The organism is Actinomyces lilanjuaniae (genome assembly GCF_003606385.1).
GTDB classification, from domain to species: domain Bacteria; phylum Actinomycetota; class Actinomycetes; order Actinomycetales; family Actinomycetaceae; genus Actinomyces; species Actinomyces lilanjuaniae.
The window spans coordinates 2,159,090-2,174,340 of sequence record NZ_CP032514.1; the positions used below are offsets into that span (position 1 = coordinate 2,159,090).

Here is a 15,251-nt window from a genome sequence, read left to right on the forward strand (position 1 = left end):
AGGCACTCACATGCCCGCCAGGCCCCAGGCAAGACCGCGCTCGATCAGGCGCCTCCACCTCGACCTGCTCAACTCGCGCCTGGGGCGCCCACCAGCCCGCTCAGAGAAGGAGGCTATGAGCCGCCTGCTGGCCGAGTTCGGTGACGAGATCACGGCACTGGCCAGGAGCATCGCCCACCACGGCCTGGATCCCACCCAGTCGTGGGCGGTCGTAGAGGAGCAGGGCCAGGTAGTGGTTCTGGAGGGAAACCGGCGCCTGACCGCCTGCCGGCTCCTGGAGAGGCCCAGCAGGGCGCCCACCCCGGACTGGGTCGACAGGTTCAGGCGCATCAGCAGCACAGCGACCACGGACGACAGCTACCAGCGTCCCAACTGCGTCCTGTTCGACCGCAGGGCCGACGCCCGCTACTGGATCCAGATCAAGCACCACGGGCGGGGAGCGGGAGAGGGGACCGCTCCCTGGGGGCCGGAGATGGTCTACCTGGACCAGCTCAACAACGGGGGCGAGCCTGAGGGGTGGAACGAGTTCTGGTACTGGCTGGAGGAGGCCTACCGGCCAGACCCCCAGATGGCCGACCTCGTCAACCAGGCCCGCCGCAAGCAGTACACCACCATGAAACGTGTCTACGACTGGAAGGTCAAGGAGCTCCTCAACGCCGAGCTCGGCAGTGACGGCACCGTACACGCCAGCGCCGACCCGCAGAAGATCAGGCCCTTCATAGAGGCCCTCCTCACCGGAATGCTCCCCACAGGAGCACGACCAGCAGGCTCCCCACCAGCAGGTACCGTCATCTCCTCCCGCACCCTCAACGACCAGGAAACAGCCAGCAACACACTTAAATGTCTGTGGAATCGCACCATTGGGCAGGCCGACGTCACTGCCGACTACCATGCCCGGGCAGCCGAACCAGGTGACACCCAGAAGAGGCCAGCGCCAACAGGCAGCCCCCCGTCACCGGCAGGTGCGGCAGCACCAGGAGGGGAGACCTCGCACGGCCACCCCTCCAGCACGGCACAGGACGCAGGAGACCCGTTCCAGCCGGACAGAACCTCCCGCCCCCGCAACCACGACCGCCCCCGAAAGGGCGAGACCCACCTCTACGCCGACGTGCGCCGGGCGAGCCTGCCCGGCAGGCTCAGGGAGATGCTCAAGGAGTGCTCCGACCTCAAGATCGACGACCACCCCCAGGTGTGCGCAGTCATGGCACGAGTCACCCTCGAGCTCGCCGTCGACGCGCTCATCAACCACCATCACTTGACTGTCAAGAACCAGAAGAACAGGCTTGTCGACAAGCTCAAGGTAGTGCTGAGGCACCTGGACCCTCACTACGACGCAAAGGAGCCGGGCCGCCCCGAGCTCGGGGCGCATGGGCCGCAATCAAGCCCGGCGACGAGCAAGGTGAGTTTCTTCGAGATCTGAACGACTGCGTCCACTCCTACCAGTTCACCGCCGCGCTCGACGTCGCCCGACGCGCCAACAAAGTCCTCACACCCCTGCTATCCGCCATCTGCGACAACCTGCGCCAGCCGCTGGCGGGTGCGGTGGCCACGGGCGGGCGGAACGGGCAGTCTTGACCCCGTGAGGTACCTGTCCCCCCTGCGCTACCCAGGCGGCAAGGCCCGCCTGGCCCCCTTCCTCGCCCGGGTGGTGGCCGCCCAGGACCCGGCCCCGGCCCGCTACGCCGAGCCCTACGCGGGCGGGGCCGGGGCCGCCCTGCGCCTGCTGGCCGACGGCGTGGTCGACCACGTCCACCTCAACGACCTCAACCCCGGCATCGCCGCGTTCTGGCGCACCACCACCACCAGGGACGGCGCCGAGGAGCTGTGCCACCTCATCGACACCACCCCGGTCACCATCAGCCAGTGGCACCACCAGCGCTGCGTCTACCAGAACGCTCTCCACCAGCCCACCATCCCCGACGGCGCCCGGGACCTGGCCCTGGGGTTCGCCACCTTCTTCCTCAACCGCACCAACCGCTCCGGCATCCTCGACGCCCGCCCCATCGGCGGCCTGGACCAGGCCGGCAGGTGGCCCATCGACGCCCGCTACAACAAGACTGGCCTCAAGGACCGTATCCGTACCATCGCCTCCTGGCAGGGGCGGGTCCACGTCACCCAGCTCGACGGCACCGCCTTCCTGGGCACCCTGGACCACCACGGCCGTGACGTCCTGGTCTACGCCGACCCTCCCTACCTGGACAAGGCCCACGACCTCTACCTGCACGCCTTCGACCACGCCGCCCACGACCGGCTGGCCACCACTCTCCACCGCGCCCCCTGGCCGTGGCTGCTGACCTACGACGACCAGCAGACAGTGTGGACCCGCCTCTACCCCGCCCACCGGTGCGCCCGCTTCAGTATCGCCCACACCGCAGGCCCCCAGCACGTGGGCACCGAGACCATCGTCTACAGCCCCGACCTGACCCTCCCCGCGGACCTGGAGGTCACCCCCGGCAGACCCACCACCTGGATCACCAGCCCCGCACCAGCCAGTTGAACCCACTAGGTCACAGGGTGTGTCCACGGACCGGGCCTTGGCTGGGGTGGTGTGGGCGGGCCTGGTGCGCGCGGTTGGCTGGCCTGGTGGTGGCATGGCTGCCTGGTAGACCCGGCGCACCCGGGCGACCGTCTTCATGTCGGCTGCCTGGGCCTGGGTGGCCCGGCTGGCCTGGGCGGCCTTCTGGGTGACGTCCTGGGCGATGCAGCGGGTAGCGGGGAAGCGGCAGGCGCGGCGGGTAGGTGCGCTCCAGCAGGCCCGTGAGCTGGTCGGTCCTGGTCATCCCGGTCAGCACCGCCAGCCTGGCTGCGTCGTTCACCTCACGTGTGGCCGGGCGGCGTCGTAGGCCAGGGCCATGGCCGCGCTACCGACCACGAGCAGCACGGCGTGCTCGCCTCACCGGGCGAGCCGCCCTCCACCAGGCCGAGCAGCCCCAGCAGCCGCTCCCCCGTCAGAGGAGGGCCAGGACACGGCTCACCCCCGGTGGTCATGCCCGCGCCGAGGGACCGGGTGGTGACGAGGGTGCCGCGCCGCCGAGACGCCTCAGGACGCCTCAGGACTCTGTACGTCGGCCTCCGACCTGAAGATCTCTATCACCCGCAGGTACCAGCGTGCAGGGCACACCCGCCCGGGGTCCTCCACCCAGGCGGGGGCCTGCCACCCGTCACGCCCGGCCAGCCAGTCAGCCAGCGCCGCAAAAGCAGCGTCAACCTCCACCGCACCCGTGGGCGGCGGCTCCCGGGTGAAGACCTGGCTGGCGACGCTGGTCCCGCCACGACGCAGGCAGGAGGTGTAGTCATCCAGGGTCTGAAGCACCCCGAACCGCCACCACACCACCAGGCGCCCAGCGGCTACCCCAGCCACTGGGAGACCTGCTCCACCAGCCGGATGATCTTCCCGACCGCTCCTACCACGACGCCGGTGGCACCCGCGACAATCCTGACATCATGTGCGAGCCGCACCGTAGCCTCGCGCCATCCCTGGACCTTCTCCCGCCACGGCCGCCCCGGCTCCGCGTGCCCAGCGCGCTTCCTGTCGTCGTTCCCGCTGCTGTCCTTGCTCCTCATGTCTGCCTCCCGGCTAGGTGAGCCCGCCCCTCCTTGGGAGCGGGCAGGTGCCCGGCATGGGTCCCTTACCCGTACACATGCGGACCGCGTCCCCGACCGTCTCGCATGCTGGTCACCCCGAGAGGCACCAACAGCAGTACCACCGAGAGGGGTGCGCGCCCAGCTCCACGACGAGGGTGAGTGCGCCTGGCCGACAGTGGTCTGGCACCTAGAGCGAGGAGCATGAGACAGCGTGAGCGAGACGAGCAGCCCCTACCTGGACCCAAGGAGGTCGGGTGAGCTGGGAGCCCCAGGAAGGTCAGACCCGCATGGACGTCGACGTCACCGTCCGGGGGCGAGGCTCCGGGGTGAGAATGAGCGTCACCACGGGGCAGGCGAGGACGTGGTGGTGGTGCGCCTCAAGGGCGACGGCCATCCTGAAGGGCACCGCCATGAGCCCGGGCCAGGCGCGCGGGCTGGTCGCCCAGGGGGTGCGCCGCTGACGGGGCCTGGGTGCCGGCCCCCTACGTGCCGGGAACAGCAGCAGCCCCGACACCTGGTGGTGCCGGGGCTGCTGGGGCGGTAGCGGGGGCAGGATTCGAACCTGCGACCTCCGGGTTATGAGCCCGGCGAGCTACCGAACTGCTCCACCCCGCGTTGGTGGAATGATCCTAACGCCCCGCATCGAAATCGATCAATCCGTGGGAACGTGCCTTTGGTCACCCACGCGCACAAGCCGTTCCTACACAGCACACCGGCTCCCAGCCCAGGCGGTATCGCCAGAAACAGGGACCGGGGGCGGGCGCACCGGCAACGCGGTGCGCCCGCCCCCGCCACGGACAGCAGCCCAATTGCGACTCAGGCGGCCGCACAGACCAGCCAAGGTCCGGGCCACCGCCAGGAAGCCCCGGAGAAGCTCTTAGCCCTCCCCGAGCCGCTCCCTGGCGTCAACGGCCCTGTTCACGGCGTCGTTGAGACGGTCCTGAGCCTCACCGTAGGCCTCCCAGTCGCCTTCACTCATCGCGGTCTGGGCGTCGCTCATCGCCTGGTCCGCGTCTGTCAGTGCCTGGTCCAGGTCAGCCTGCGGGTCCCCGGCGGAGGACCCGCTGGCGCCGGCGGAGGGTGCGGCCGAGGCCTCGGCAGACGGCTCGCCGCTGGCAGACGCCGAGGCCTCAGCAGACGGCTCGGCAGAGGGCTCAGCAGTCTCCTCCGGAGCCGCTGTGGCGTCCTGGGTCGGATCCGTCCCGTCAGTAGCCTCGTTGGTGTCATTGGCCGCACCGGCGTCACCGTCCACGGCCTCCTCACCTGTGGTCGCACCCGAGTCACCACCAAAGACCTGGTCCAGGGCGCCTGAGAGGGTGTCAGCGAAGCCGACCTCGTCGCCGAAGGCCACCAGCACCTTGCGTAGCAGCGGGTACTGAGTCCCCGAGGAGGACTGGACGTAGACCGGCTGGACGTAGAGGAGACCCCCTCCCACCGGGAGAGTCAGGAGATTGCCCTTGATCACCTCCGAGCCCTGCTGGGACAGCAGGTTCAGCGTCTGAGACACCTCCGGGTCGGAGTCAAAGATGTTCTGGACCTGTCCGGGTCCGGAGACGTTGGAGGAGCGAGGCAGCTCCAGGAGCCGCAGCTGTCCGTAGTTGGGGTTGCGCTGCCCCGGCTCACCAGTGGCCGTCTCCGAGTCCACCGCCAGGAACCCGGTCAGCACGTTGCGGTTGGTGTTGCCTCCGATGATGTAGACGCTGGACAGCGAGAAGCTGGCCTCGTCCTGTCCCGGCATCTTCAGAGTCAGGTAGTAAGGGTCCTGAAGGTCGGCCTCGGAGGTCGTCGGGTCGTCCGGGACCTTCCAGAAGTCACCGCCGGAGTAGAACTCAGCCGCATCGTCGACGTGGTAGCTCGCCATGATGGTGCGCTGCACGGTGAACAGGTCCTCCGGGTAGCGCATGTGCGCCATGAGGTCAGCACTCATCTCGCTCATCGACGTGACCGAGCCGGGGAAGACGGAGTCCCACGCCTTGAGGATCGGGTCGTCCTCATCCCACTCGTACAGGGTGACCGAGCCGTCGTAGGCATCCACCACCGCCTTGACCGAGTTGCGCACGTAGTTGGACTCCTCCGGGGCCCCCAGCAGCGCGGCGCTGCCGTCGGGGGAGGTAGCCGTGTCCTCCAGGGACTCGTGCTGGGAGTAGGGGTAGTTGTTCGTCGTCGTGTAGCCGTCGACGATCCACACCACGCGCTTAGGCGTCGAGGGGTCGTCATCGTCGTCAACCACCGCCGGATAGGGGCTGCCGTCCAGGGTGAGCCAAGGAGCCACCTTGGCCACACGCTGTGCCGGGTCGCGGTCGTAGAGGATCTGGGACCCGGAGCGGACCTCCTGGGAGAACAGGATGTTCATCTCCTGGAACCTGGTGGCGTACAGGAGGCGGTTGACCGGGTTGGACACGTTAGGGCCACCGTCCCCGGAGAAGGTGGTGTTGACCTGCCCAGTCTCAGAGGTGTCGTCGGGGTAGTTGAGCTCGCGAGGCGTGCCGCCGTCATCGCCTCCCACGATCGAGTAGTCGGCCGAGGCCTGGCCGAAGTAGATACGCGGCTCGTAGTCTCCCAGGTCCCCGGAGGAGGGGATGCCACCCTCCCAGAAAGACGGGTAGCCACCGGTAGCGACCGTGTTGCCGTAGGCGGTGACCACACCGTACCCGTGAGTGTAGACAGTGTGCTCGTTGACCCACGTGCGCTGACTGTCCCCCAGCCCGGACAGGTTGAGCTCACGGACCGCGATCACCGTATCCCGGCTGACGGAGTCCACCGTGTACCGGTCCACGTTGAGGGTCTCCCGGAAGGAGTAGTACTGCTTGTTCTGCTGGAGCTGCTGGAACGTCGGCGAGACCAGCTGCGGGTCGAGCAGACGGATCGACGTCGTGGACTCGGTGTCCTCCTGGAGCTGTCCAGCCTCGGCAGTCGTCGTGGCGTCGTAGGCGGTGGTCTCGATGCCGTCGAGCCCGTAGGCAGCCAGCGTGGCGTCGATGTTGCGCTGGATGTACTGGGCCTCCTGCCGCTGGGCGTTGGGATCAACGACGAACGTCTGGATCGCGGCAGGGTAGGCGGTACCCACCAGCAGGGCCGAGACCACCATGACGACCACTCCGGTCACCGGAAGGCGCCAGGAGCGGGACCGCACCGAGGCCACAAAGAGGACAGCCACCGCAATGGAGATCGCCGCCAGGATCGCCCTGGCCGGGACCACGGCGTTGATGTCGGTGTAGCCCGCTCCGTCAAACCGGGAGTTCGCGGCGTACAGCGCGGTGTAGCGGTCCAGCCAGTAGCGCCCCCCCTGCAGCAGGGCGTAGAGGGTGAGGAACACTGTCAGGTGGGTCCGCGCAGCCCTGGTGAAGTGCGGCTGGCGGGAGACGGAGATACCGCCGTACAGGTAGTGGACCGCCACAGAGGCCACCCCCGAGAACAGGACCACGTTAGACAGGTACCCCAGCGCCGTCAGGAGCACAGGAAGAATAAAGACATAGAACGACATGTCAATGCCGAACTGCGGGTCCCTGACACCGAAGGACTGGGTGTGGATGGCCAGCAGCACCTGGTCCCACTGCGGGACCAGCTCCCAGGCGGCTCCCAGCAGCCCCAGGACCGCAGGGATGCCCCAGGTCAGGAGCCTGCGCATCGGCTCGACGGCAGTCTGGTAGGCCTCCAGGCTCCTGCTTGCCTCGTCGCTGGGGACTACCACCTCACGAGCCTGGTAGGCCCGGGACATCGCGGTGTAGACGGCACCAAACATGACCACGAAGCCCAGAAGGAACAGGGCGGCCCCGGCCACCCACCGGGTCCAGATGACGCGGGAGAAGCCCAGCTGGTCATACCACAGCACTTCCGTCCAGGTCTGGGAGGCGAAGATAATCACGCCTCCGATCACCGCGAGAATGAGCGCTGTCAGGGCCAGTGGTCCGGGACGACGACGTCCGGAGTCGGTGTCGTTAGTCCTAGGGGTACGCGGAGGCCGGGGCCCTCCGCGCCCGAATCCGGGTCTGGAGCCGGGAGGGCCGAACCTAGGCATGGATCGGGACCGAGACGCTGACGACGAGCCTGACCCGCCGGACTTCGCAGGCCTGGCGGGTCGATCGGAGTCACGATCCTGGGCAGGCTCGCGGGACTCGTCTGACCTGTCTGACTTGTTGCTCGGCTCTTCTTCTTCGTTCCGGGTGCTCACAATCACACTCCGTGTCTGGTCTGCACAGGGGCACCGACCAGCAGGCCGGTGTTTCTATCGTCCCACAGCCTCCCCACCTGTAGGCAAGCCGTCGCCGTAGAGAGCACCAAGACGAGACCTGCCCCAGGGTCCCGCCAGAGTCCTCAGCGTCGTCAGCAGCCTCGGCACGACGTCCTCGGGACGTGGGACCATGAGTCCATGGCCTCACCAGAACCTGACCCTGAGGAGCACGACCACGCCCCCGCCCCTGGCACCGAGTCCCTCGGCAACCTCGCCGCCGACCGCAGGACCCCATCCGTGCAGACCCCTGGTGAGACGGAGCGGGGCAAGGGCACCGAGGAGCCGCGCATAGCGGGCACCTCCACGCAGGAGGCCCTGGTCGCAGCAGTGACCGAGACCGAGGCACATGTGTCTGTCCACGGCTGGGACGCCCCGGTACGGCTCTTCTCCCTGGTGCGCACCGCCGAGGCGCTGAAGCACGACGCCGGGCTCAGTCGGCTTCTGCCCGCTCACGAGCTGGCGCGGTCCCGCCATAACCCGCAGGCGCTGACTGTTATCGAGCAGGAGGATCTGCCCGCCGCAGCCAGCCTGGAGGACCTCCTCAACCAACTGGCCTGGCCGGAGTCTGTCCACGGAGCAGTCCTCAGCGTCGAGAGGACCATCCTCGGCCCTCAGGCACAGGCACGGGTCGAGGCTGTCACTGACCCGCAGGAGCGCACGGCCCTTGTCAGCAGCCTCACGGACCGGGAGGACATCCGCATGGTGATAGGGGTTCTGCGTAGTGGCGAGTCCTGGTGCGCGTTGCGGTCGCGCTCCCACGACTCGGCTGATGACGTCTACCATGGGGAGCGCCTGGTCCCCCAACTGGTCGAGGCCCTGGCAGCAACCTTCCTGTAGCCAGCCCGGTCTACCCCCGTGCAACTTCCGGAAGGGGCACTTCGCCCCCGCCTCGCACCCAGGAGCTGTCCCTCCCGGAGGGTGCGACTGCTACGGCTGCGGACCGGCCGTCGGGCCCGGATGATCCGGGCCCGCCTCTCCGTCGTTCCTGTCCTGCCTGTCACCCCCATCCTCCCCGGACCTCCCGTTGGAGCCCCCGGAGCCCTCAGGACCGCCCTCCCGGGAGCCTTCCTGCCGACTGGTCCCGCCGCCTGTCCGCCTGGCACCCTCTGCGTAGCCCAAGGTCCCCTCCAGGAGGGAGACCAGGTCCGCGTCCATCTGCGCGTCCATGTCCTCAGCGGCACGACGGATCGTCAGGAAGTCCTCGGGGCTGGCGAGCTCGGCAGCCGTCGGCATGACGTCCGGGTGGTTCCAGAAGGCGTCCCGCTCCGCCTCCCCGGCCTGCTCTCCCAGGTGGGACCACAGGCGGGCCGCCTCACGAGCCAGGCGCGGTCTGAAGGTCAGGCCGATGAGTCGGGAGAAGAGCTGCTCGGCAGGCCCTCCCTGGGCGCGCCTGCGTCGCATCATCTCCTGCAATGCCATAGCGCTGGGCAGGTGTGGGGCCACGGCACGCGCCGTCACCACCTCGACCCAGCCCTCGACCAGTGCCAGCAGCGTCTCCAGACGCTCCAGCGCCTCACGCTGGGAGCCGGTCTCCTGCGGCGCGAACAGCCCCCCGTTCAAGGCCGCCTGCAGGGCCTCCGGGTCATTGGGGTCCACCTGTGCCACCGCGGACTCCAGGGCGTCAGTGTCGATACGGATCTCGCGGGCATAGGCCTCCACAGCCCCCATCACCTGGCCCCGCAGCCACGGGACATGGGCATAGAGACGGGCCGTGGCCGCCTCCCGGACCGCGAGAAACATGAGCGCCTCACGCTGGTCCACCTCCAGCCCCTCAGTGAAGGCGCTGACATTAGTGGGGACAAGTGCGGTACCCGGGTCCCGAGTCAGAGGAAGCCCGGTATCGGTGGCCCCGACTGCCTCCCTGGCCAGCCCGCCGATAGCCTGGCCCAACTGGAGACCGAAGGCCGTACCCGCCATAGTGCGCATAATCGACCCCAGGGCTCCCATCTGCTGGGCAGCCTGCCCCATGCTCTCCGGCAGCTCGCGTATCTGCTTCTCCAGGGTCGAGGCCAGTGCCGCAGTCACCGCCTCCGCCACGGGCGCGCACACGTCCTTCCACACGGGCATGGTGCGTTCCACCCACGCGCTACGGCTCCAGGCCTCCCGCCTTCCCGGAGCCGGCATCAAGTCCGTGGCCGTGTCCAGCCACAGGTCGGCTACCTGAAGAGCCTGCCGGGTGTCATCGGCCGCCTCTGCGGTCACGGTCGGGTCGCTGTGTGCCCGGGCCTGCCGGAGGGCAAGGTCCTGGCCCACGCTCCAGTTGACCGGCTCAGTCGTGGACGCGCTGAACACCTGCTGCAGCTGGGAGCGCATCGCGAACAGCTGAGCGGGACTGAGCCGGGACACGTCTGCCATCCCCGGCAGCCGAGAGAGGTCGGAGGGGTTCACACCTGCCGAGCGCAGGGCGGCCACAGCATCAGCAGCCATCTGCTGACCGAAGATGGAGGAGAGCATCTCCTCCAACTCACCAAAGGGGTCCTCAGGCTCCTCGCTCATAGAATTCCTCTCTCAGGATCACGGGGTACCGACAGGCGCAGACCAGCAGGCAGCAGGTGCACCGCAGCCGCCTGAGACGGACGAGCCACCTGCCCGTGCGGTGCTGCGGACACCTCCCGGAGCCCGACCGGTACCGTGGGGACGCTGCCCGGGTCCTGCCCCTGCAACGGTCGCATGGTCCCACACATTCCTGACCGTCACCGGGAGGCAGCCCGAGCCTCCTGACCGGGCCAGCCGGAATGGCACCGACTGTCGCGACAACTGTGCCACGACGTCGGCGGATCCCTACTTCCCCTCTTCTCCTTCCCCTCTGCTCCCCCAATCCGCAGGAAGATGTCCGATGATGGTGCTGTGACGCAGCCAGAGCCCGCACACAAGCCTGACGTCCCCGACGACACCACCCATGACACCACCCATGACACCACCGACAACGTCCCTGAGGACACCTCCAACGCCCGCGGACGACACCGCCTTCTGCTGCCAGCGGCGGTCGTGGTCCTTGTCGTCGGTCTTGTCGTGGCTGCCTTCACTGTTCCCGTGGACAGGGTCATCGAGGCTCCAGGACCGACGTGGAACGTGCTTGGCACAGTCTCGCAGGACGACCCGCAGGACCTCGTCACCGTCAGTGGCACCCAGACCTACCCCACCGAGGGAGCGCTGATGATGACAACGGTCTCCGTGACAGGGTGCCCCGGCTACCCCGTGACCGTGGCCAACGTCGTCGTGGCCTGGCTGTCGCCTGACCAGACCGTGCTGGACAGGGAGCAGGTCTGCCCCAAGGAGGTGTCCGCGGAGGAGATCAACGAGCGTAACGAGACCCAGATGACAGGTTCCCAGGACGCTGCGGTGGTCGCCGCGCTGGAGGAGGCCGGTCTGGCAGAGTCCATGACGCTGACCGTCACCGGCGTCGCCGAGGAGCAGGCTGGTACCGACATCGCTGCGGGCGACGTCCTGGTCTCCCTGACTCCCAAGGGAGCACAGACCACCACGCTGTCCACCTACGCCCAGCTGCGCGAGCTGATGACCACAATCGACCCGGGAACCGAGGTCACCCTGGAGGTCCTACGCGACGGCCAGCAGGTCAGCACCACGCTGACGACACTGCCACCGGGTGCCATGGACGGTAGCGAGGGGGCCACCGAGGACGCCTCGGGCTCCCTGCTGGGGCTGCACCTTGACGTCGCCGCGGACTCCGATATTGAGGCCGAGTTCGGCCTCCCCGAGGTCGGCGGCCCCAGCGCGGGCATGATGTTCGCCTTAGCCATCGTCGACAAGGTGACCCCGGGGTCCCTGACAGGCGGGCAGGACGTCGCCGGCACCGGCACGATCTCCGTGGACGGGCAGGTCGGCGCTATCGGCGGGATCCAGCAAAAGATGGCCGGGGCCTCGGGGGCCGGGGCCGACTACTTCCTGGCACCTGCAGGCAGCTGCGAGGAGGTTGTCGGCCACGAGCCGGAGGGTATGCAGGTCTTTGCTGTCGCTACTCTCCATGAGGCCGTCCAGGCAGTGGAGGGTATTGCCCTGGGTGACACCTCCGGGCTCACCACCTGCTCCTCCCTCCAGGACCGGCAGGACTGACCAGCAGGCTCCGGCCTCGGGAACAACGAGCCGGGAAGCAGCCCGGCCAGGAAAGTCGCAGGCTGTCCACAGGCGGTGACCGTGCTCTGGCCCTGGAACCAGCCCCCGTGCCAGGCTCACGGCACGACCGCAGGTCCGGGACCTGCCCGAAAGGAGGCCTGATGCGGATCCGTGGATACAGCCCAGTCCTGTGGCGCAGGCCGGGCGAGAGCCAGATCGGTGCCGAGACTGGCCACGCCACCGTCCTGACGGACCTGTCCCAGCAGGAGCAGCGCCTGCTCGACCACCTCCCCGCGACCCTGGAGCCTGGCAGCGTCTACCACGCCGCTCGCCGCGCCCAGGTTCCGGTCCCGCGTGCCCGGGAGATCCTCCAGGACCTGGAGCGTCGCGGTGCCCTCGTGCACGGCGCCCGCTCGGAGCTGGGTGGTCCCGACGCGGTCTACTGGGAGCGCCTTCGTCTGGGTGCTCGGCAGCGCAGCACCGTCCTGGGGTCCTCCACGATCGCCCTGTGCGGCTCGGGGGCTCTTCTGCAGGAGACGGCTCTGTGGCTCGCCGAGGCGGGAGTGGGCACCATCCTGTCTACAGCCCCTGACAGGGCCGACGGAGCAGACCAGCTCCTGGCAGCAAGATTTCCCACCATCCGTACCCGGGCGCCCCTGGGAACCCGGCCCGACCTGGTCCTGACCGTGGACTCCCACGTGGTCGAACCCCTTCAGGCCCGTCGCCTGGCCCAGGAAGGGCTGCTCCAGCTTTCGGTGGTGGTACGCGAGGTCAGCGTGCGCGTCGGCCCGGTGCTGGGAAGCCCGTCGGGCCCCTGCGCCACCTGTCTGGGGCTGTGGGAGAGGGACGCCGACCCGTGCTGGCCCGCGCTGGCAACCCAGATGCGTACGCTGCCCCCGCCACAGACGGAACGGCTTCTCCTGCACCAGGCAGCCGCCCTGGCTGCCAGGGCGGCCACGGACAGTCTTCTGGCAGGCACGGTACAGCGCTCCCGCACCCCCACAACTCCCTCGAACGTGGACAGCGCACCTGGTCCGCTACCGTCGATCGACTGGGCCAGCACCAGCGTCGAGCTGAGCGGACCTGATCCAACCGGGACCGCACGCCACTGGCCCCGCCACGAGGAGTGCCTGTGCTCCCAGGTCTGAGCGGCACATGCCCTGTCCTCGCAGTCCTCTCGCCCTGTGGGCACTCCGGCGGGACGGAGGCGCTCAGCCGGCACCGTCCCCCTCCTGGAACTTCCTGACCAGGGACAGGACAGCCCCACCATAGTCCTGAAGCTTGGTGGCCCCCACCCCGCGCACCAGGGAGAGCTGGGGCAAGGTACTAGGCCTGACCACCGCGATGTCACGCAGGGTAGCGTCAGGAAAGACCGTGAACGCGGGCTTGGAGAGCTCTCTGGCGACGTCAGCGCGCCAGGACCGCAGCTCCTCGAACAGGGCGACCGTCGCGGGGTCATGGGCTGCCTCGAAGTCAGCGGCCGCCTGCCTGGAGCGCTGCCTGGCCGACACCCGAGAGGGTGACCCCCGACCGGGAGCGGAGTCTGTCGGCCATATCCCCTCCAGGAACCGCGTCGGCTTGCGGGAGACCCGCCCGCCAGGCTGGCGCGCCCGCGCGCAGGAGATCACCAGGTGCTCACGCGCACGCGTGACCCCCACGTACAGCAGGCGCCGCTCCTCCTCCACGGCGGAGTCGGTCTCCGCTAGGGATATTGGCAGCAACCCCTCACAGGCACCGACCAGGAGGACGGCGTCCCACTCCAGGCCCTTGGCCGCGTGTAAGGAGGACAGGGTCACCCCTTCCACGGACGGGGCGTTCTGGGCCGCTGCCCGCTCCATGAGCTCGACGTGAAAGGCGTCCAGCCCGATCCCGCGAGCCGAGGCAAGCTCGTCGGCCAGCTGGACAAGGGCGTTGAGAGAGTCCCAGCGCTCCCGCACCGCCCCCTGCGCGGCGGGAGGCTCCTGGCTCCACCCCTCCCGGGCCAGAACCGTGCGTACGTCAGCACCCAGGTCCCCGGTCAGGAACTCCCTCTCCGTGCGTGCCGCGCCCAGGAGGAGGGCCATAGCCCGCTTGACCTCCTCACGCTCAAAGAAGCGTTCCCCGCCTCGCACCAGGTAGCCGATCTGGGCGGAGGCCAGGGCCTGCTCCACGACCTCCGACTGGGAGTTGGTACGGTAGAGGACAGCGACCTGGCTCAGAGGGACTCCCGCCGAGCGCAGACGCTGTACCTGAGCGACAACCCCCTCTGCCTCCGCCACGTCGTCGTCATAGGTGTCAAAGCGCACCTGCGGCCCTGAGGGGCGCTGGGCCACCAGCTCGACGGCGCCCGCAGGCAGGCGCAGGTTTCCTCCCCCTCGCCGGGACCTGGACAGGACACGGTTGGCCAGGGAGACCACCTGGGGTGTCGAGCGGTAGTCACGCGACAGGCGCACCGTGCGCGCGCCCTCGTAGCGGGAGGCAAAGCCGGTGAGGTAGTCAGGAGTGGCGCCGGTGAAGGAGTAGATGGTCTGGGACACGTCCCCCACCACGCACAGCTGGCGGCGCCGTCCCAGCCACAGGTCCAGCAGGCGCTGCTGGAGTGGTGAGACGTCCTGGTACTCGTCCACCACGAAGTGCTTGTACTGGCTGCGCACCTGGGACGCTATGTCCTCGCGATCCAGCAGGATACCGATCTGGAGGAGCAGGACATCCTCGAAGTCAATGACCCCGCGCTCGTTCTTGGCCTCCTCGTAGGCGGACAGGACCCGGGCCACCGTCTCGGCCTCCAGTCCGGCCACACCCGTGCGTCGCGCCGCGGTGGCAGCCTGGACGTAGTCCTCTGGGAGAGTGAGGGTGACCTTGGCCCACTCGACCTCGGCGGCCAGGTCCCGTACCACCGCGCGGTCCGTTCCCAGACCCAGGCGCCGTGCCGCCGTCGCGACGAGGGACGCCTTGTGGGGCTGTATCTCCGGTCGTCGTCCACCGACCGCGGTGGGCCAGAAGTAGGTGAGCTGGCGCAGGGCGGCGGAGTGGAAGGTACGGGCCTGGACCCCTGGGACACCCAGGTCCGCCAGCCGGGAGCGCATCTCGCCGGCAGCCCGGGAGGTGAAGGTGACTGCGAGGACCTGGGTGGCCTGGTAGGCCCCGGTAGCCACCCCGTAGGCGATGCGGTAGGTCATGGCGCGGGTCTTGCCTGTCCCCGCGCCTGCCAGGACGCACAGCGGCCCCTCCAGGTGCTCGGCGACCTCACGCTGGTCCGGGTCCAGGGCCTCAAGGAGGGCCTCGGCGCCACCCCTGTCGTCGGCCGGGGCGGGATCGGGGCTGTGTCGGGCAGGAGCGCGTCGGGTCCGGCTCAGTCGGGTCTGGTTCATCGTGGACCAGC

General features: G+C 68.9%; 11 protein-coding genes and 1 tRNA gene. 6 read left to right on the forward strand and 6 right to left on the reverse strand.

Annotated features, from left to right (window positions below; genetic code table 11):
• Nucleotides 1-10: 10 nt before the first annotated feature.
• Both D5R93_RS09255 and D5R93_RS09260 read left to right on the forward strand, forming a co-directional pair.
• The gene (locus tag D5R93_RS09255) at nt 11-1,420 is read left to right on the forward strand and encodes a hypothetical protein (protein WP_162933900.1); all 1,410 of its coding nucleotides are present in this window, start codon (nt 11-13) and stop codon (nt 1,418-1,420) included.
• A 159-nt stretch (nt 1,421-1,579) separates the two neighbouring features.
• Nucleotides 1,580-2,497 carry a DNA adenine methylase gene (locus D5R93_RS09260; RefSeq protein WP_120204855.1) on the forward strand — a complete coding sequence of 306 codons (918 nt, stop codon included), beginning with the start codon at nt 1,580-1,582 and terminating at the stop codon, nt 2,495-2,497.
• Between the two features lie 543 nt (nt 2,498-3,040).
• On the opposite strand, the gene D5R93_RS09265 is transcribed toward D5R93_RS09260, so the two are convergent.
• Nucleotides 3,041-3,361, reverse strand: a complete 321-nt coding sequence (locus D5R93_RS09265; protein WP_120204857.1) for a hypothetical protein — start codon at nt 3,359-3,361, stop codon at nt 3,041-3,043.
• Nucleotides 3,349-3,564 (reverse strand): hypothetical protein, encoded by a 216-nt coding sequence (locus tag D5R93_RS09270; protein ID WP_120204859.1) that lies wholly within the window; start codon nt 3,562-3,564, stop codon nt 3,349-3,351. The genes D5R93_RS09265 and D5R93_RS09270 overlap by 13 nt, the downstream gene beginning before the upstream one ends.
• Nucleotides 3,565-3,839: 275 nt before the next feature.
• Here D5R93_RS09270 and D5R93_RS09275 point away from each other — a divergent pair, with 275 nt between their 5' ends.
• Nucleotides 3,840-4,046, forward strand: a complete 207-nt coding sequence (locus D5R93_RS09275) for a hypothetical protein (RefSeq protein WP_120204862.1) — start codon at nt 3,840-3,842, stop codon at nt 4,044-4,046.
• Between the two features lie 80 nt (nt 4,047-4,126).
• Here D5R93_RS09275 and D5R93_RS09280 read toward each other — a convergent pair.
• Both D5R93_RS09280 and D5R93_RS09285 read right to left on the reverse strand, forming a co-directional pair.
• Nucleotides 4,127-4,200 (reverse strand) — tRNA-Met (locus D5R93_RS09280).
• A gap of 262 nt (nt 4,201-4,462) precedes the next feature.
• Nucleotides 4,463-7,603: a UPF0182 family membrane protein gene (locus tag D5R93_RS09285; protein ID WP_119836474.1), complete on the reverse strand. Its 3,141-nt coding sequence runs from the start codon at nt 7,601-7,603 to the stop codon at nt 4,463-4,465.
• A 351-nt stretch (nt 7,604-7,954) separates the two neighbouring features.
• Here D5R93_RS09285 and D5R93_RS09290 point away from each other — a divergent pair, with 351 nt between their 5' ends.
• Nucleotides 7,955-8,653, forward strand: coding sequence for a PPA1309 family protein (locus D5R93_RS09290; protein ID WP_243106689.1), 699 nt, complete (start codon nt 7,955-7,957; stop codon nt 8,651-8,653).
• Nucleotides 8,654-8,743: 90 nt separating this feature from the next.
• Here D5R93_RS09290 and D5R93_RS09295 read toward each other — a convergent pair whose 3' ends face one another.
• Nucleotides 8,744-10,312, reverse strand: coding sequence for a zinc-dependent metalloprotease (locus D5R93_RS09295; RefSeq protein WP_120204864.1), 1,569 nt, complete (start codon nt 10,310-10,312; stop codon nt 8,744-8,746).
• A gap of 351 nt (nt 10,313-10,663) precedes the next feature.
• Between D5R93_RS09295 and D5R93_RS09300 the strand changes: the two genes are divergently transcribed.
• Complete coding sequence (locus tag D5R93_RS09300; protein ID WP_243106690.1) at nt 10,664-11,890, forward strand: YlbL family protein; 1,227 nt, start codon at nt 10,664-10,666, stop codon at nt 11,888-11,890.
• Nucleotides 11,891-12,051: 161 nt separating this feature from the next.
• Entirely contained in the window at nt 12,052-13,038 is a 987-nt protein-coding gene (locus D5R93_RS09305; RefSeq protein ID WP_120204866.1) for a hypothetical protein, read from the forward strand.
• A 63-nt stretch (nt 13,039-13,101) separates the two neighbouring features.
• Here the strand turns inward: D5R93_RS09305 and D5R93_RS09310 are convergent, their stop codons facing one another.
• Entirely contained in the window at nt 13,102-15,240 is a 2,139-nt protein-coding gene (locus D5R93_RS09310; protein ID WP_120204868.1) for an ATP-dependent helicase, read from the reverse strand.
• Nucleotides 15,241-15,251: the final 11 nt, after the last annotated feature.

Bases quoted from the DNA above. Each gene is read 5' to 3' on its own strand.
- D5R93_RS09285 (WP_119836474.1), bottom strand. From the start codon at position 7,603: ATGCCTAGGTTCGGCCCTCCCGGCTCCAGACCCGGATTCGGGCGCGGA.
- D5R93_RS09305 (WP_120204866.1), top strand. From the start codon at position 12,052: ATGCGGATCCGTGGATACAGCCCAGTCCTGTGGCGCAGGCCGGGCGAG.
- D5R93_RS09310 (WP_120204868.1), bottom strand. From the start codon at position 15,240: ATGAACCAGACCCGACTGAGCCGGACCCGACGCGCTCCTGCCCGACAC.
- D5R93_RS09290 (WP_243106689.1), top strand. From the start codon at position 7,955: ATGGCCTCACCAGAACCTGACCCTGAGGAGCACGACCACGCCCCCGCC.
- D5R93_RS09270 (WP_120204859.1), bottom strand. From the start codon at position 3,564: ATGAGGAGCAAGGACAGCAGCGGGAACGACGACAGGAAGCGCGCTGGG.
- D5R93_RS09255 (WP_162933900.1), top strand. From the start codon at position 11: ATGCCCGCCAGGCCCCAGGCAAGACCGCGCTCGATCAGGCGCCTCCAC.
- D5R93_RS09295 (WP_120204864.1), bottom strand. From the start codon at position 10,312: ATGAGCGAGGAGCCTGAGGACCCCTTTGGTGAGTTGGAGGAGATGCTC.